The organism is Mesorhizobium sp. WSM3866 (assembly GCF_002294795.1).
GTDB lineage: Bacteria > Pseudomonadota > Alphaproteobacteria > Rhizobiales > Rhizobiaceae > Mesorhizobium.
The window spans coordinates 1-15756 of the sequence record NZ_NSGC01000009.1 but is presented as its reverse complement, the minus strand read 5'-3'; the positions used below and the strand labels follow the sequence as shown (position 1 = coordinate 15756).

Genomic DNA, 15756 nt, shown 5'->3' with positions numbered 1-15756 from the left:
CTCGGCCGATGGTCGGAATCAGAGGCCGAGCAGCGCAGACTGATCGGACCAGGCAAGGGGAAGGCCAGAGAGGCGCGACAGCCGATGGGCTGTAAGTTCGGTCGGCTGGCCGCCGGCGATGATCTTGGACACGATCTTGGGTGAGAGAAACGCCAGCGGCAGCAGCCTGCTCACTTCAGAGACCGTCGTCGCGTTCAAGGTAGCGATATCTGTCAGGCTTCGTTTTGAGCCATCTGTGAGTTGATGGAGATACCGCTGGGAGCGTTGAACTACGTCGATCAATCCGGCATCCGGCTCACCGACGTTGGATGTGCCATCGGTCAGAACAATGCGCATCTCGATACCGCGTCGCTTGATGTCGAATGGGCAATTCGTCGAAAGGGTGTCGGCACCGCCATCAGATGACAAAGCTCGATCGAGCAGATGTTCGGCGAGTGCCCGGCAATCGATGTCGATGATCAGTGCCTTATGGCTAAGCGCGATGCGCCGGATGAGTTTTTGCAGCAGCGAGCGCTTCGCGTCTGAGGTCTCGGTGGCCCAGGCACCCCGGACCTCGGCCGCGCGACGCATCGCGCTCCGGATTTCGCTAGGGGCTCCCCATCGCTGAATCAAATCAGCGATTTGGCTGTGATAGCTCAGAGTGCGAGTCAGCTGATGCTCAACGACTGATTCAACTGCATCGGCGGGAAGACGCCATCCATCGGAGTTGCCGCGTCGCTGATCAACAAACTGTTTTGAGACATAGTAGCGATAGCGAACGCCTCGCTTGTTGGCATGAACCGACCGAAGTTTCTCGCCATGTTCGTCAAAGAGTAGGCCGGTGAGAAGATGCTGCTGGGTGACGTTGGATGTGCTCCTGCGTCGCGGCGCCTGAGTGGCCAAAAGCGCCTGAGCCTTATCGAATACCGGACCTGCGATGATCGGTTCGTGCTCACCGTCGTAGACCTGATCCTTGTGCTTGGTCTTGCCGATGTAGATCAGGTTCGAGAGCAGGTGATAAAGATTGCCACGGCCGAATGGCATCGTGACGACGACGGTGCCATTCTGGCGTTCACGGGTCCGGGCCACGAAACCATCGCGCGCGGCCTCATCAGCAAGATCCCGCACTGACTTCAAAACGAGATAGCGTTCGAAAAGGTGTCGAACAACCTTCGCCTCGGCATCGTCGATCACAAGCTTACGGTGCTCCACGCGATAACCGAGCGGCACCACGCCACCCATCCACATGCCCTTTTTCTTGGATGCTGCGATCTTGTCGCGGATGCGCTCGGCTGTGACCTCTCGCTCGAACTGCGCGAAGGACAGAAGGACATTGAGTGTCAGCCGTCCCATCGAGGTGGTGGTATTGAACTGCTGGGTGACGGAGACGAATGACACCGAGCTGGCATCGAAGATCTCGACGATCTTTGAAAAGTCCATCAGCGAGCGAGTGAGGCGGTCGATCTTATAGACAACCACGACATCGACCTTCTTGTCGCGGATGTCCTGCAGCAGCCGCTGCAGGGCGGGGCGCTCCATCGTCCCACCTGAGATGCCGCCGTCGTCATAGCGACCCGGCACGAGCTTCCAACCAAGCCCAACCTGCGAGGCGATGAAGGCAACGCAGGCCTCGCGCTGGGCGTCGAGCGAGTTGAATTCCTGGTCGAGACCTTCCTCGCTCGATTTGCGAGTGTAGACGGCGCAGCGCAGGCGAGGTATCGAGTTGTTGCTCATAAGCCGAAGAACCTCGGACCGGACCAATGCGCGCCAGTGATCTTGCGTGCGATTGACGACAGTGAGGGATAGACCTTGGCCTCGAAGACGAAGCCATCCTCGACCACATCGACAATATGGGTCTTGCCGTTCCAGTCACGGACCAACCGAGCGCCTGGCAAAACTTGTTTGCGTTTTGGAGCGATCGTCACCTTGATGTCGTCGACAACGAGGTTAGCTTGGCTGTCGCGGTCGGCGATCTTCTTCTCGACCCGGTCTATGACGGACCTGAGCATGCGACGCGTCTCGGTGGAGAATCCACCGAGACGCTTTGCCTGAAGGTGCCAGGCTGCCGCCCTGATCAAAAGTTCACGCCTGACACCTTTTGGCGGGGCGCACCTGTAGATCCTCACCCATTGGGCTGTGAGCTCCTCGCGGGAGAGGTCACTTAAGGCGGCGACCTCTGCTTGGATATCGAACTTGGCACGCATGGCCATCAAGCAACGCCCTTGGCGCTGTCATCGATGCGGTAGCGGCGGACCCCATCCTTGCCGACGTCACTCGCCAGGTTGAGACCTAGCCTCTTTTTTACGGCCGCCGACAGGAAACCTCGCACCGAGTGGGCCTGCCAGCCGGTCGCTTCCATCAGCATCTCGATCGAAGCGCCCTTGGCCATGCGAAGCTTCTTCAGCACCAGGTCCGACTTGCTCTGCTTGGTCTCGTTGGCTCGAGGTGAGGCCTTTGATGATTTGGTAGCGGCGGCACTGATCTCGCGTGCCGGTGCGCCATCGCGTGCCTTCGACGCTTTCGTTGACTTTTTGCGCTTTGGCTTTGGCGCCTCGCCCGCCGTCGGCGTCGCCTCGGCCGCAGGCTGCAGATTGTCGCCGTCGTGAACTTCCTCGGTGCTCAGATTGCTGTTGAGGTGTACCATGATGGTTCTCCGTTCATGTTGCAGTGCCGGACAATCCGGCTCCTGTACTGACACGAGCCCGCAGTGCGGGCTGGAGAACGCTAAGGCCCGATATTTTCGGCCTTCAGCAATTGTAGCAATGCTTGCTTTGGCGCCGAAGTCCAGCAGAAGAACCGGTTTCGGTGGCCACTTTAGTCATTCTGAATAGCTGCGAAGGCTGTTTGCCACGCGCTGCCATCCTCTAATCGCTTGACCTCCAGGCGAACTCCCGCCAACTTCCTCATCGGGGGAGGAATCTTGACAAATTCAGCGTTATCTTCAGTGTCGAACGCGTCGCGTTCGCAACTCTTTGGCCAACTCGGCCTGGACATCTTCACAGTGTTCTCTGGTGGGAACCGACTGCTCTACGAGCGTGCAATCCTCGCCGTCTACAACGACCTCTACAAGCGGACACCGTCCGCCGCAAGGTGTTGTTGCGAATTTGAAGGGGTTTCGCTTCGCCGCGGAAGGTAAGAGAAAGCTCCATCAGCTCGCGATCACCCGTCGGACTGGGCTGCAATGAGAGCCAATTTTCCGCTCTGCCCTTGTCATTCGGAAAATCGTTCCTGTCTAATTCTATAAACTAAGTAGATTTTGAAGCCGACGCTCAGATGGAGCGGGCAATCGAGGGGTGGACCCTCCGCTCAAAGGATTGATCTCATGCGAAAACTGATTTCCGCCGCTCTGGTCGCGCTCGCAGCGGCGGCCACTTCTGGAATGGCTCATGGCGACGAGAAGAAGGTCGTCATTGCCTACCAAACCGGGGCTAATCCCTATAACCTTGGCATCGCCAACGGCGACCTTGCCAGGAAGACCGGCTGGAACATCGAATTCCGCCGTTTCAATTCAGGCGCCGACATCTTCGCGGCAATCGCATCCGGTGATGTCCAGATCGGCGATGTCGGGTCAAGCCCGTTCTCGGCTGCCGTCAGCAAGGGCATCGACGTGAAGGCGTTCTACATCTCGTCCGTCTCGCGTGACGGCGAGGCCCTGGTGGTGCGGCCAGAAATCAAGTCGCCGGCGGACCTGCGCGGCAAGAAGCTCGCTGCGGCGCCGGTCTCGACCGACCATTACCAGCTTCTCGCGGTGCTCAAGCAGGAAGGCATCTCCGAAAGGGAAACCCAGGTCATAGCCATCCCGCAGCCCGAGATCGTCGCGGCCTGGAAGCGCGGCGACATCGACGGCGGCTTCGTTTGGGATCCAGCGCTGTCCGAACTCAAGAAGAACGGCAGGGTCCTGCTCACGGCCGGCCAAGTTGCTGATCGCGGGGCGCCCACGTTCAGCGCGCTGGTCGTCACCGGCGCATTCGCCAAGGCCAATCCGGAGTTCCTCGGCCAGTATGTGAGGCTGATCGACGGCTACAACCAGGCTTATCTGAGCGACCCGGCCGCCTGGGGCCCGGACTCCGAGAGCGCCAAGCTGATCGCGAAATTACAAGGCGGAACGGCGGCTGAGAACTCGGAGCAATTGAAGACGACAGTCGTCCCGCCGCTCGACCAACAGGTCTCCGACAAATGGCTGGGTGGCGGTGAGAAGAGCGCGGTGGCGAAAATCCTCAAGGACACTGCGAGCTTCCTGAAGGACCAGCACAAGATCACGTCGGTCAAGGACAGCTATGCCGCCTTCGCCGATCCGCAATATGCGGCAGTGGCCAAGGCCTCGAACTAGCAATCCCTGAAGGAAACGCCGATCTGGCTGGCACGCCAGCCAGATCGCCTGGAGGCCACCATGCTTCGAATCCGCGATGCCAGCGTCACCTTTCCGGCTTCCGACGGCCAGCACGTGCATGCGCTCGATCACGTGTCGCTTGATATCGCTCCCGCCTCCATCGTTGTCGCGGTCGGCGCTTCCGGCTGCGGCAAGTCGACATTGCTGAATGCGATCGCCGGCTTCCTGCCGCTCACCGAAGGCTCGATCACGCTGGATGGACGCGAAATCGCGGCGCCGGGCGGCGATCGCGGCGTCGTGTTCCAGAAGGACACCCTGTTGCCGTGGGCCAATGTCCTGGACAACGTCGCGCTCGGCCTGAAGTACCGGGGCGTGCCGCGCGGCGAACGCTATGAGCGGTCGAGGCACCTTTTGGAACTGGTCGGGCTCATCGATTTCGCCGAAAAGCCACCCTACGAACTGTCGGGCGGCATGCGCCAGCGTGTCGGCATCGCCAGGGCGCTGGCCACCGATCCGAAAATCCTTCTGATGGACGAGCCGTTCGGTGCCCTCGACAGCCTGACGCGCGAGACGATGCAGCAGCTTCTGGCTTCGGTCTGGGCCAAGACCGGCAAGCAGATCCTGTTCATCTCTCATTCGATCGAGGAGGCGCTTACGCTCGGCACGACCATCGTTGTGATGTCGCCCCGGCCGGGCCGTATCGTCGCCCGTTTCGACGCCGACTTCGTGCGCGATTTCGCCGAAAGCGGCGATATCGGGCCGATCCAGTCCCGCCCGCGCTTCATCGAAATGCGACAGGAAATCCGCTCGCTCATCCACCAGCCGGAAGGCGCCCGCAGAGGAACCTTGCAATGACGCTTGCCGCCAATTCCCCAACTTCGTTCCCGGCCGGAACGGCCCAGCGAAGGCCGTCTCCCCGACCGCGCCGGTCCGCATCGGCCAGCAACGTCGGCATCAGCCTGGTGACGCTGACGGGGCTGATCGCATTGTGGTTCCTCGCCGCCCGCTTCGGCTGGGCATCGCCGCTCTTCCTGCCATCGCCGGCCGACGTATTGACCCAGTTCAACGCCGTGGCGGCGGACGGCTATGCCAATGGCACGCTGCTCGACCACACGCTGGCAAGCCTCGGCCGCATTGCCGCTGCTCTCGGCGTCGGCATTTTCGTCGGCATTCCGCTTGGCCTGCTCATGGGGCTCAATCGTTGGGTCAAGGGCATCTTCAGCGTGCCGATCGATCTCTATTGGGGCTTGCCGCCGCTGGCCTACCTGCCGCTGCTGATCATCTGGCTCGGTATCGGCGAAACCTCCAAGATCGTTCTGCTGTCGCTGTCGACGTTCGCCCCGATCTGCTTTGCGGCACAGGCGGGCGTGCGATCGGTGCCCGTCGAACGCCTCAACGCCGCGCTGTCCCTCGGCGCCAGCCGGCTGCAACTCTTCACCAGCATCATCCTGCCGTGCGCTCTGCCGGAAATCCTGACCGGCCTGAAGATCGCCATCGGCGCCGGACTGTCGACGCTGGTCGCGGCCGAGCTGATCGCAGCCCAGTCCGGGCTCGGCTACATGATCATGTCGGCGGCCAATTTCCTGGCGACCGACGTCGTGTTCGTCGGCCTCATCGTCATCGCCGTGCTCGCCTTCGCCTTCACCAGCGGCATGCGCTGGCTGGAACATCGCCTGATCCCCTGGAAAGGCAAGCTCTGAGGCTTGCCTCCCATAGATTCCACAATCATTGAAGGAAACAATCCGATGTCCGGCAACAGCACCCGCCCGCTCGATATCTACTGGTACCTGCCGGCCCATGGCGACGGCCCCTATCTCGGCACCGACGAGCGTCACCGGCCGGCAACCTTCGGCTATCTCAAGGAGATCGCGCAGGCCGCCGACCGGCTTGGCTTCAAGGGCGTGCTCCTGCCAACCGGAACACGGTGTGAGGACGCCTGGATCGTGGCCGCCGGGCTGATCCCGCTCACCGAACGGCTGAAATTCCTGGTGGCGCTGCGGCCGGGCAGCGGGACGCCGGCCCTGTTCGCGCGCCATGCGGCCACGCTGGACCGCATTTCCGGCGGCCGGGTGCTGCTCAACGTCGTCACCGGCGCTGATCCGGCCGACCTTGCCGGCGACGGCAACAAGCTCGGTCATGACGAGCGCTATGCCCAGACTGATGAATTCCTCACGATCTGGCGCCGTATCCTGTCCGGAGAGCCGGCGGACTTCGAGGGTAAGTATCTATCTGCTCACGGCATCGACATATCTTTCCCGCCGGTCCAGCAACCCTATCCGCCACTTTGGTTCGGCGGGTCTTCGGAGGCGGGCATCGAGGTCGCCGCCAAACACACGGACGTCTATCTGAGTTGGGGTGAACCCGTCGAGCAGGTGAAGGAGAAGTTCGATAGAGTCAGGGCACGAGCGGCGGCTCAAGGTCGCAAAATCCGCTTCGGATTGCGCATAAACCTGATCGTGCGTGAAACGGAGGAGGAGGCCTGGGCGGCGGCGGATCGACTGATCAGCCGCGTCACCGACGACGTGATCGCTGAAGCCCAGCATCAATTCACCAAGGTTTCGGAGTCGGTCGGGCAAAAGCGCATCTCCGCTCTGCACCAGGGACGCCGCGACAAGCTGGTTATAGCTCCCAATCTATGGGCCGGATTGGGTCTCGTCCGAGGGGGTGCCGGCACCGCGCTTGTCGGGAGTGCGGAAAGCGTTGCTGCCCGCATTCGCGAATATCAAGAGATAGGGGTGGAGACGGTTATTGCCTCGGCCTATCCGCATCTGGAGGAAGCTTTCAATGTTGCCGAGCTGCTGTTTCCACGGCTCGGACTGCAGGGTGAATTGCCCCTTAAGGAGCGCGGCTGGGATCTGGAGTTTGGGCGCGGCCGGGGCGCGGGCGTCCGAGTAGCGGCGTCTTAGGCAGGTCGAGGAGAGAAGTGGTGCGCGCAGCATCGCTGGTGCCGTGCCAGGCCCGCTTACATCTGAGTTTGACCATCGGAGTTCGGCTTATGTCAAATCCATCAATCGTCGGTTTTTCGGGGAACTTCAGCCGACCCTCGAAGACCCGCGCTTTCGTCGACCTCGTCGTTCAGAACATCGCAGGCCGCCACCACCTTTCCCATCGAACCTATGATGTCGAGGATGTCGGTCCCTCGCTGGGGGCCGCCAAATCGCAGCGCGACCTCGACGCGCAAGCCCAAACCGTAGTTGCAGATGTTGTCGCCGCGGACGTGCTCGTCGTCGGCTCTCCGACATACAAGGGTAGCTATACCGGGCTGTTCAAGCATTTTTTCGACTTGCTCGATCCAACGGCCTTGAGAGGTAAGCCCGTGCTTCTCACAGCCACCGGGGGCGGCGAGCGCCATGCCCTTGTCGTTGAGCATCAACTCAGGCCGCTATTTGGCTTCTTCGAGGCCTTCGCGCTGCCCACAGCCGTGTACGCGACCGACAAAGACTTCACCGATGGTGTGCTTCGGTCCGAACTGATCCTGAAGCGAGCGGCGCAGGCGGTTGATGAAACCGCGGTTCTGCTAGCCACCAAATCCGGTCTCAGAATAGCCGCCGAATAGATCCATGCCGCGGTGCTTCAGCGGGAAGTGTAGCGTCTCGCCTTCCGGGTCGCGGCAAGCGGGCGCGGCGGCGCGGGCTTCTCCCGAGACTGCGCTCGCCCAGGGGCGCTAATCGGGCCTTGGCTCTACCAGACCGGCATCGACGTGATCAGGTAGACGCGCGTGCGTTGGCCTCGCGACTGACGCGGTCGTCATGGCGTCCGGCGGCAGGAGGATCACCATCTTCGCCCCTTCATCAGGCCAGAGAGGCTTGCCTGCCAGCAGGAACACAGTGGCGACAAGGCACATCAGGAGGATGGCGGCGCAGAGGTTGGCAATCATCTCGCCCAGTTGCACAGCGGTTTCTCCCAATGAAACACCCGCCGCTTCGCAGGTCGCGGCGGGTGGTTGATCACAACAACTGACTGACGATGAAGGGACATGTTACTCGCCAGTCCCGACTCCAATGGCATAGCTGGCAATATGTTTCGTCGATGCGACCTTTGAGTTGGAAGGTTGGACGTTGGTCTTACACGGCGGAGCTAAACCTCTAAGCCCCACGGGGCGCGCACCAGCAACTCATTGGCGCCTGGAGACCAAGTGAGCGCGTAGGCGCATCGCGCTATCGCCAGAGCTATCGCCACGGCGAAAGAAGACAGGTTGTTCCTCGCCAGCACTATTTAGGATCACCAGCCCTCGAACCGCCGTGGGCTCCGCCGCCGTAGCTGTGCCGTGCAAGGCTGGAACCTTCCAACGTCGATCAGACGAGTTGCGGCCCGGTAGCCTTTGGGTGCGGCGTTTGGGTGCGGCCACCGGGCCTTGGCCGGCAGGAGACATAGATGGCCGGCGCGCGAATATATGCGCATCTGCTAATACATGGAAATTCAGCCGAAAGGTCGAACCTACCTTGAACCACCAACATGACGGCCGGACGCTGCAAGGACGCATCGACGTGGGCATGGCTGTTACCGGTGGCTGCCTCGATTGCCATCGCCATCAGAGGCTCGATCCGCCGGCGCTGCGCGACCGCTTCGGCCCTGACGCTCCCGCAATGACGTGGGACTTGAGGCCGAAAATGAAATGCGCGGTCTGCGGCGGCAAGCGGATCACGCTGACCTATTCGCCCGGCCCCAGCCCGAAAAAACCTCAACAAATGACCTCAGACGCCTACGCCGTCGGCGAGGGCAGGTCGGCTGACGAGCGGGCAACGAGACGGAGCTGGGCAGTTTGTAGCTCAGGGCTGCGGGGAATTGAGCCAGCTTGAGTAGCCCGCCGGCTCCGGTCGGCGGGCATCTTGTCGACCCATGGAATTGAGCAATGCGGCGATGACCTCGGCCGGAGGTTGAACGCCTATGAAGCTGCGAACAAGCCCATTTGCACGGCTTTCCCAGTCTTGTCTCGGAAGACAATCCTCTACGACCGAACGCCGGAAGACTTCTCGGATGATCTCAAATTCAAAAGCGGAAATGAAATTAGCAGAGCGCCTGGTCACGGCTCTCTCCCTGTGGAGTTGAATTGACTTCAGCGCCCGTGTCCGGTCGATACTGCGGGCGGGCGACAACAGAAGCCTTATATCCGCTCCCATGCCCTCGTCGCTCACAATTGTTGCAATGCTCTTAAAGATGAGGACGAACGCGAGCGGGGCAGTCCGAGCCGGATACGGTGCGGTCGCCCGACTCGGAGCCCTTCTTGCCTATAGCGGGTTCCCGCTGACGGCAGCACGCGATCGCCTCACGCGCTCAGCCGGTCGACCAGCTGCCGGTGGTCCTCATCGCCGGAGCCGTCAGGCAGCGGGGCAGCCGCGTCGAGCCGGCGCAGCGCATCCATGATGTCGTCGAAGGAGACCGGCCGCTCGGTGCCCGGCGGCTGGCGCAGCGCCGGCATGGATTCCACGGCGCAAGCGTCGGATGCCCACGACGACAGGATCGCCCGCTTTTCCCATATATCTAGTGAGCCGTCCTCCAGCACATCCTGCGGGTGCTGAAAATGCCTGGCCGGCGACAGCAACCGGTCGAGCGAAAGGTCTGATATTTCGGGAGCAAGGGAAGGAATGATCGGCGAAAGTGTCTGTCGGTCCATTTCTGTCCTCCGTATCAAAAACTCCTTGTTTCGGGTGCCAATTTCTCAACTGTCCCGGCGGCGCCGACAGCCGTTAATTTTGTTAAGCTCAATCGCGAATTCAAGGCCCTCGCGATCGAATTACCGCATGTTTTCAGCGCACTAGCACTCTACGATCGAGAGCGCCAAAATTTGCGGCACCCTCTTGAAATTGGAAGAAGGCAAAATTAGCTCGAGATGCGCAAGATCGCGAGCCCCGCTCCGGGAGTGGGTCTCAGGAAAGATTGGGAGGCCATCATGGATGTGATGAGCGGCACCGGTCCAGTCCCGACGCCGACACATGTGCCGAGCGAGTTCCTCGCATATGAGGCGGAGTGCCGAGAAGCGCTGCAGCCGCTGCTTGCTGGACTGCTCGACGCGGCCGAAACCGCCGGCTGGAGACGCCGCACCGCCGCCTCGACACTGATGTTCCTGGCGGCGCAGCAGGTATCGGCAGCGGCTACGCCGGCCAAGGGCTGAACCGAAAGCTCGCCAAGCAGGCGAAATCATTTCAGATCCCGCGCTGCATCGACGAGCCGCCGATGCAGATGAGGGTCGTGTGATTGCGGGGCGATTGCGAGAATGCATGAAGGTGGTGGGATGCAGCCGACCTGGCTGAGGAACTCAGTCTTGCCCCGGCCGATGTGGCGCACTGGCTCAACGGTCGCGCCCCGGTGCCGCTTGCCGTTGCCGCCTGGAGGCGTTGGTCAAAGCCCACAAGGCGCTTCCGCCGGCGAGCCTGAGCCGGACCGAAGTGTCAGCGCCGACCGGTTGCGCGCCGCCCGCGGCTCGCCCCGAGGCCGTTGCCGCCGCGACAACTGGCCAACAGCATGATCGAGGAGAAAAGCAGCGCCGCGTTGCAGCGCTATCGGCGGCCTGCTTGCAGCCTGATTCTCGCAGAGCTCAAGCTTGTGCGCTGGTTTCATAGGAAGCGGGCAAAAGGCTATTCGGCTCCCTGGATGGGAGCAAACGGTGGCCCCAAAGCGACCGAGCCGCGCAGGCTACGAACTCACCATACGCGGAAAGCCAAACCGGAAAGGCGCGTCTCCTATTGATGTCGGCACCCCTCCGGATTGGCACCTTCTGCCAGGCCACTTGAACACGGACACCGCCGAACTAAATCGTACTCCGCCGGAGGCCCATCTTGGGGGCCGGCGTGTCGGGCGGATGCAACAGCATCCGCCGACGTCAGTCTTGTACCCATGTTGCTCAGAGGAGGATGTGGCTATGAGAACCACTCTCGATTTCACCCCACTTTTCCGGTCGGGCATCGGCTTCGACCGAATGCTGAACGCGCTTGAGGCCGCGAGCCGCGGCGAAACCATCGACAGCTGGCCTCCATATGACATCGCCAAGCTCGGCGAGGACGATTACCGCATCACCATGGCGGTAGCTGGCTTCAGCCAGGACGATCTGACCCTAACCCAGGAGCAGAACACGCTCATGGCGTCCGGTCACAAGGCGGGCGAGGAGAATGGCCAGTATCTTCATCGAGGCATTGCCAGTCGCGCGTTCCAGCGCCGTTTCGAGCTGGCCGACCACGTGAAGGTGGTGAACGCCAGCCTGGTCAGCGGTTTGCTGACGATCGATCTCAAGCGCGAAGTTCCTGAAGAGATGAAGCCGCGCCAGATCGAAATCGCGACGAGCGGCAAGGCGACGCCGAACTCCTCGCCGAACCAGATCGAGGCTGAGAAGCCGGCCGCCTAAGGCATTCCGCGAGCGCACTCGCGCGCGGGCGCCGGGTCATGAGCCCGGCGCCGAATGGTGCATTGTCACAACGAACGAAAGGAGAAGAAAAATGAGCGTTCGAGATCTGATCCCTTGGGGCCGCGACAACGGCAATCAGGCGACCTTATTCCGCGCTGGCGACCGTGATCCGTTGCTGGCGCTGCATCGTGAGGTGAACCGGCTGTTCGATGATGTCTTCCGCAGCTTCGGTTCGACCCTACCGGCCTTCAGTGGCGCTTCCGCCTTCGGCGGCAGTTGGCCAAGCGTCGAGATTTCCGACGGCGAGACGGAGGTCAAGGTGACGGCCGAGGTGCCCGGTCTTGAGGAGAAGGACATCGAAGTCCTGCTCGACGACGGCGTGCTGACGCTGAAGGGCGAGAAGCGTTCCGAAACGGAGGACAGGGACAGGCAGTTCTCCGAGCGCTTCTATGGCCGCTTCGAGCGCCGTATCCCGCTCGGCTACGAGGTCAAGGAAGACAAGGTCGATGCCCGCTTCAGCAATGGTGTGCTGACCGTGACCTTGCCCAAGAGCGAGAAGGCGCAGTCGCAGGGAAAGCGCATCGCCATCAAGAGCTGACGCGTGGCAGGCGCCGGCTGGATGCTGCCGGCCGCCGCCGGCAGCATCCTTGCCACACAGGGAGGATGAACGATGGAGAGACAGGTTGACAGACCAAACAGAACACCAATCCCGCAGGGGCGGTCGTCGAACGACAACCGGCAGAAGCCCCTTTCGACGGGACGCTCGACCTTCCCGGGCGACGCCGTCGCACGGATCTATAAGCCGTCCCGCGCGGCGACGACTTCCGGCAGGGCCCGCACGCGCGGTTGGCGTCTCGTTTTCGAGCGGCGCACCGCGCCCTTTATAGAGCCGCTAATGGGCTACACCGGGAGCCGCGACACGCTGACCCAGGTTGAGTTGAACTTCCCGACGCTGGAGTCGGCCGTTCGCTACGCAGAGCGACAGGGATTGTCCTATGTCGTTCAGAATGCGACGGAGCAGGCTGATGATGGGGCGACCAGGCCTGCCAAGCCCGGAAGGTCGACCTACGGCTTTTCCAACATGACACTCGACCGGCTCGGACTTGGCGCGCTTCAGGAGAGCTACGGGTGCGCCCTCGACGGCGCTGCAAACCGCAACGATCCATCCGGTCCGGAAAGCTGGACGTCGCCGATGGGCGTGGCCCGCGATCCGAAGCTGACGCTGGAGGCCAAGCGCTCGATCCTGATGAACTGGGCTTGGACGGAGTATCTGATCGATCTGGCGACCAATGAGGGCATGCCTGAAAACGACCGCCCCTCGCGCCTCGACGAGGTCCAGCAGGCGCTGCTCGCGCTCGAACGGGAGGTTGCGGCTGACCAAGCCAATTCAGGCATGCGCAAGGCGGCATGAGGTGTGCCTACGAGCGGGTCTGGAGCAAGTTCCGGGCCCGCTTTTTCAACCCCGCGGGCGTAGCCCCGCAGACAGGAGTGACAACACCAGGTCAGGGAGGCAAACAATGCTCGCTCTCACACCGAACCTCCGCGTCGTCGCCGTTGCGATGGGGGCCATTTTCTTCAGCCTCGCTCCCGTTGCTGCGCAAACGGCGGCACCGGCTGAAGCATCCAGCCTGCCGACGCTTGCGCCCATGCTGGAGCGCGTCACACCGGCCGTCGTCAATATCGCGGTCGTTTCCAAAGCCCCCAAGGAAGACAATCCGCTTTACAGCGACCCCAATTACCGGCGCTTCTTCGGGCCGGAGCAGCTGCCGCAGGCCAGGATGAGCGCCGGCTCTGGCGTCATCGTCGATCCGGCGAAGGGCTATGTCCTGACCAACAATCACGTCGCTGGGGACGGCAGCGAAATCTCGGTCACCCTCAAGGACGGCCGGCAATTCCCGGCGAAGCTGATCGGCAGCGACAAGGACACCGATATCGCACTGCTTCAGATCGACGCTAAAAACCTCACGGCGATAGAGACAGGCGATTCAGACGCCCTGAAGGTCGGCGACTATGTCGTGGCGATTGGCAATCCCTTCGGTCTTGGCCAGACCGTGACCTCCGGCATCGTCAGCGCGCTTGGCCGCAGTGGACTCAACATCGAAGGTTACGAGGATTTCATCCAGACCGACGCCTCGATCAATCCGGGCAATTCCGGCGGCGCCCTGGTTACTCTGGACGGCAAGCTGATCGGCATCAACACGGCTATCCTCAGTCCAGCCGGCGGCAATGTCGGCATCGGCTTCGCCGTGCCGAGTAACATGGTTGTTTCCGTGATGAAGCAGTTGATCGCCCACGGCGAGGTGCGGCGCGGAAAGGTGGGGATCGGCATCCAGGATTTGACGCCGGACCTCGCAAAGGCGCTGCAGCTCGGAGACCTCCGCGGCGCTGTGATCGCCAATGTCGAACCCGGCTCGTCGGCAGAGAAGGCTGGATTGCAGGTCGGCGATGTCGTCACCGCAATCGACGGACATCCCGTGCAAGGCACGACCGACCTCAGAAACCGGATCGGCCTCACCCCTGCCGGAAGCACTGTCAAATTTGCCGTCAAACGCGCTAATGGCGAAGTCACGATCGACGTGACGATCGCTGCACAGGAAAGCGCGTCGGAGACGCTGGCAGGCACCCTCCTGCAGGGCGCCAAGATGAGTGACGCTTCGGCCGAGGAAGCCCAGCGGGCAGGCGCGGACGGGGTCGTCATCGAGAGCATCGAACCCGCTAGCCCGGCGGCGAGAGCGGGGTTGCGGACCGGCGACATGATCGTGGCGGTCAACCGCAAGCCGGTCTCTTCCGTGTCCGATTTGCGCAGTGCGATCGCTGGCCAGCGCGCAATACTGGCCTTGGAGCTGGTCCGTGACGGGGGGCGTCTTCTGCTGGTTGTGCGATAAACTCCGGAGCCCGCTCGACCTTCCCTCGAGAGCGGGCTCTTCCAATTTCTGGCCGTCGGGATGTTCGCTGCCTACATCACCGAGCATGGGGTGATGACGGACGGCGAGTCCCTTCGACCAACGCTCTCGCCATCAAGCGCGTTGGGAACCGGCAAGTAGGCGTTCGCCATCAGCGATCCCCCGCTAACGGAACGCTTGACGCCGTTCTCCTGCTCGATTCCCCTGATCGAGCGCAGCGATCATGTCGAAGGCAACCAAAAGAACGGCCCACCCCTGATGCCATGCAGGAGCGGGCCTGCGGAGGATAGGGGCTCCGCGCGGCAGCGCACGGCAAACAGCGGAGGGCATAGCGCCGCCGGGCCCCAAACTTACCCGAATGCGAGGTGTTCCTCGGCGTCGGAACATTTTCTTTGTGATCCGGTTTCTCGGGCAGGACCGCCCCCGTTTGAGGTCGCATGGCGTAGCGTGTGCTCGCCAACTTCACCTGGCCCGTAATGTCTCAGGCAGCACACATCATCGCGAAGACGCTCGGCACAGGCCGCCGGGCAGCGTTGGGAACGTCGTGCCGGCTATCCGCGCCATGATTGCTGCACCGGGCTTCCCGGGCTCTCGCTTGACGCCCAGCGGTTCGAGTCGCATTCCCAGCATGTAGTCTAGGCAGCGGCGGCGGCAAATAGCTTCTTCGTCACGCGATTGCGAATGGCGCCTTAGTTCGAGTATGCGATGGAATCCTTGTTTTTTACGGGGGCGGGCGCATGCTTACCGCCTCTTTCTCGACCGCCACGAAATGATTGGCGCCTCATCCTTTTCTACTCGCCGAGCTGCGCCCCGCATCAGACCTTGACGGCAGACCAGGCCAGGCAGCCCGCGGCGACCGGCGTTGTGCTGACGAGAACGGCTCCTTCCGCGTGAAGCGTTATGAGGCCGGCCCAAGAGACCTCGTCGACCACCCAGATTGTCCCACCTTTATCTGTCGATTTTAGGTTCGTCCGCGCCTCGAGTACGGCTCGCACCATTTGGGCCGGGCTTAGACCTTCCCGGAAGACGACGATCGTGTGGGTTGCACCCTCGAAGCGCTGGCCTGCGCCCGCAGTCAGCCCAGCTAGCATGGCAACGCTCATCAAAGCAGCCGCCGCGCCCCGTGCTGGTCCTCCCCGATTGGGCATCAGGAGAACGAGCACCAAAGGCAAGATGCCAAAAATAACCAGCCATCCGATGTCCCA

15 protein-coding genes and 1 pseudogene are annotated in these 15756 nt (G+C 62.0%); 10 read left to right on the top strand and 6 right to left on the bottom strand.

Annotated elements, in window-relative coordinates:
- Positions 1-18: 18 nt before the first annotated feature.
- Genes CK222_RS20330 through CK222_RS20320 form a run of 3 tightly spaced genes read right to left on the bottom strand, consistent with a single transcriptional unit; the run spans position 19 to position 2623 of the window.
- Entirely contained in the window at positions 19-1713 is a 1695-nt protein-coding gene (locus CK222_RS20330; RefSeq protein ID WP_095801600.1) for a recombinase family protein, read from the bottom strand.
- Positions 1710-2189: a DUF2924 domain-containing protein gene (locus CK222_RS20325; protein WP_210201935.1), complete on the bottom strand. Its 480-nt coding sequence runs from the start codon at positions 2187-2189 to the stop codon at positions 1710-1712. Before CK222_RS20325 ends, CK222_RS20330 begins: the two co-directional genes overlap by 4 nt.
- On the bottom strand, positions 2189-2623 hold the full coding sequence (locus CK222_RS20320; RefSeq protein ID WP_095801599.1) for a DUF3489 domain-containing protein: 435 nt from the start codon (positions 2621-2623) through the stop codon (positions 2189-2191). Before CK222_RS20320 ends, CK222_RS20325 begins: the two co-directional genes overlap by 1 nt.
- Positions 2624-3358: 735 nt before the next feature.
- Between CK222_RS20320 and CK222_RS20310 the strand changes: the two genes are divergently transcribed.
- The 5 genes from CK222_RS20310 to msuE all read left to right on the top strand — a co-directional run bounded on the left by CK222_RS20310 (position 3359) and on the right by msuE (position 7865).
- On the top strand, positions 3359-4309 hold the full coding sequence (locus CK222_RS20310; RefSeq protein ID WP_245433158.1) for an ABC transporter substrate-binding protein: 951 nt from the start codon (positions 3359-3361) through the stop codon (positions 4307-4309).
- A 60-nt stretch (positions 4310-4369) separates the two neighbouring features.
- Positions 4370-5164: an ABC transporter ATP-binding protein gene (locus tag CK222_RS20305; protein ID WP_095801596.1), complete on the top strand. Its 795-nt coding sequence runs from the start codon at positions 4370-4372 to the stop codon at positions 5162-5164.
- Complete coding sequence (locus CK222_RS20300) at positions 5161-6009, top strand: ABC transporter permease subunit (RefSeq protein ID WP_095801595.1); 849 nt, start codon at positions 5161-5163, stop codon at positions 6007-6009. Before CK222_RS20305 ends, CK222_RS20300 begins: the two co-directional genes overlap by 4 nt.
- 45 nt (positions 6010-6054) lie before the next feature.
- Positions 6055-7215 carry an FMNH2-dependent alkanesulfonate monooxygenase gene (gene ssuD, locus CK222_RS20295; protein ID WP_095801594.1) on the top strand — a complete coding sequence of 387 codons (1161 nt, stop codon included), beginning with the start codon at positions 6055-6057 and terminating at the stop codon, positions 7213-7215.
- 89 nt (positions 7216-7304) lie between these two features.
- Positions 7305-7865: an FMN reductase gene (gene msuE, locus CK222_RS20290; protein WP_095801593.1), complete on the top strand. Its 561-nt coding sequence runs from the start codon at positions 7305-7307 to the stop codon at positions 7863-7865.
- A 108-nt stretch (positions 7866-7973) separates the two neighbouring features.
- Here msuE and CK222_RS20285 read toward each other — a convergent pair whose 3' ends face one another.
- Together CK222_RS20285 and CK222_RS20280 are read right to left on the bottom strand one after the other, a co-directional pair.
- Positions 7974-8201: a polymerase gene (locus CK222_RS20285; protein WP_095801592.1), complete on the bottom strand. Its 228-nt coding sequence runs from the start codon at positions 8199-8201 to the stop codon at positions 7974-7976.
- 1374 nt (positions 8202-9575) lie between these two features.
- The gene (locus CK222_RS20280; protein WP_095801591.1) at positions 9576-9923 is read right to left on the bottom strand and encodes a hypothetical protein; all 348 of its coding nucleotides are present in this window, start codon (positions 9921-9923) and stop codon (positions 9576-9578) included.
- A gap of 276 nt (positions 9924-10199) precedes the next feature.
- Between CK222_RS20280 and CK222_RS20275 the strand changes: the two genes are divergently transcribed.
- The 5 genes from CK222_RS20275 to CK222_RS20255 all read left to right on the top strand — a co-directional run bounded on the left by CK222_RS20275 (position 10200) and on the right by CK222_RS20255 (position 14533).
- Complete coding sequence (locus CK222_RS20275; RefSeq protein WP_095801819.1) at positions 10200-10421, top strand: hypothetical protein; 222 nt, start codon at positions 10200-10202, stop codon at positions 10419-10421.
- 747 nt (positions 10422-11168) lie between these two features.
- Positions 11169-11648, top strand: coding sequence for an Hsp20 family protein (locus CK222_RS20270; RefSeq protein WP_095801590.1), 480 nt, complete (start codon positions 11169-11171; stop codon positions 11646-11648).
- A gap of 91 nt (positions 11649-11739) precedes the next feature.
- Entirely contained in the window at positions 11740-12246 is a 507-nt protein-coding gene (locus tag CK222_RS20265; protein ID WP_095801589.1) for an Hsp20/alpha crystallin family protein, read from the top strand.
- Positions 12247-12318: 72 nt separating this feature from the next.
- Positions 12319-13059, top strand: coding sequence for an ETC complex I subunit (locus CK222_RS20260; RefSeq protein WP_176477685.1), 741 nt, complete (start codon positions 12319-12321; stop codon positions 13057-13059).
- Positions 13060-13207: 148 nt separating this feature from the next.
- Positions 13208-14533: a DegQ family serine endoprotease gene (locus CK222_RS20255; RefSeq protein WP_245433155.1), complete on the top strand. Its 1326-nt coding sequence runs from the start codon at positions 13208-13210 to the stop codon at positions 14531-14533.
- 833 nt (positions 14534-15366) lie between these two features.
- On the opposite strand, the pseudogene CK222_RS32705 reads toward CK222_RS20255, so the two are convergent.
- Positions 15367-15756 (bottom strand): annotated as a pseudogene (locus CK222_RS32705) (DUF2243 domain-containing protein); the annotation flags it as partial.

What these genes read in the sequence shown, in the direction of transcription:
- CK222_RS20330 (WP_095801600.1), bottom strand. Translation starts at nt 1,713, where the DNA reads ATGAGCAACAACTCGATACCTCGCCTGCGCTGCGCCGTCTACACTCGC.
- CK222_RS20325 (WP_210201935.1), bottom strand. Translation starts at nt 2,189, where the DNA reads ATGGCCATGCGTGCCAAGTTCGATATCCAAGCAGAGGTCGCCGCCTTA.
- CK222_RS20320 (WP_095801599.1), bottom strand. Translation starts at nt 2,623, where the DNA reads ATGGTACACCTCAACAGCAATCTGAGCACCGAGGAAGTTCACGACGGC.
- CK222_RS20310 (WP_245433158.1), top strand. Translation starts at nt 3,359, where the DNA reads ATGGCTCATGGCGACGAGAAGAAGGTCGTCATTGCCTACCAAACCGGG.
- CK222_RS20305 (WP_095801596.1), top strand. Translation starts at nt 4,370, where the DNA reads ATGCTTCGAATCCGCGATGCCAGCGTCACCTTTCCGGCTTCCGACGGC.
- CK222_RS20300 (WP_095801595.1), top strand. Translation starts at nt 5,161, where the DNA reads ATGACGCTTGCCGCCAATTCCCCAACTTCGTTCCCGGCCGGAACGGCC.
- ssuD (WP_095801594.1), top strand. Translation starts at nt 6,055, where the DNA reads ATGTCCGGCAACAGCACCCGCCCGCTCGATATCTACTGGTACCTGCCG.
- msuE (WP_095801593.1), top strand. Translation starts at nt 7,305, where the DNA reads ATGTCAAATCCATCAATCGTCGGTTTTTCGGGGAACTTCAGCCGACCC.
- CK222_RS20280 (WP_095801591.1), bottom strand. Translation starts at nt 9,923, where the DNA reads ATGGACCGACAGACACTTTCGCCGATCATTCCTTCCCTTGCTCCCGAA.
- CK222_RS20275 (WP_095801819.1), top strand. Translation starts at nt 10,200, where the DNA reads ATGGATGTGATGAGCGGCACCGGTCCAGTCCCGACGCCGACACATGTG.
- CK222_RS20270 (WP_095801590.1), top strand. Translation starts at nt 11,169, where the DNA reads ATGAGAACCACTCTCGATTTCACCCCACTTTTCCGGTCGGGCATCGGC.
- CK222_RS20265 (WP_095801589.1), top strand. Translation starts at nt 11,740, where the DNA reads ATGAGCGTTCGAGATCTGATCCCTTGGGGCCGCGACAACGGCAATCAG.
- CK222_RS20260 (WP_176477685.1), top strand. Translation starts at nt 12,319, where the DNA reads ATGGAGAGACAGGTTGACAGACCAAACAGAACACCAATCCCGCAGGGG.
- CK222_RS20255 (WP_245433155.1), top strand. Translation starts at nt 13,208, where the DNA reads ATGGGGGCCATTTTCTTCAGCCTCGCTCCCGTTGCTGCGCAAACGGCG.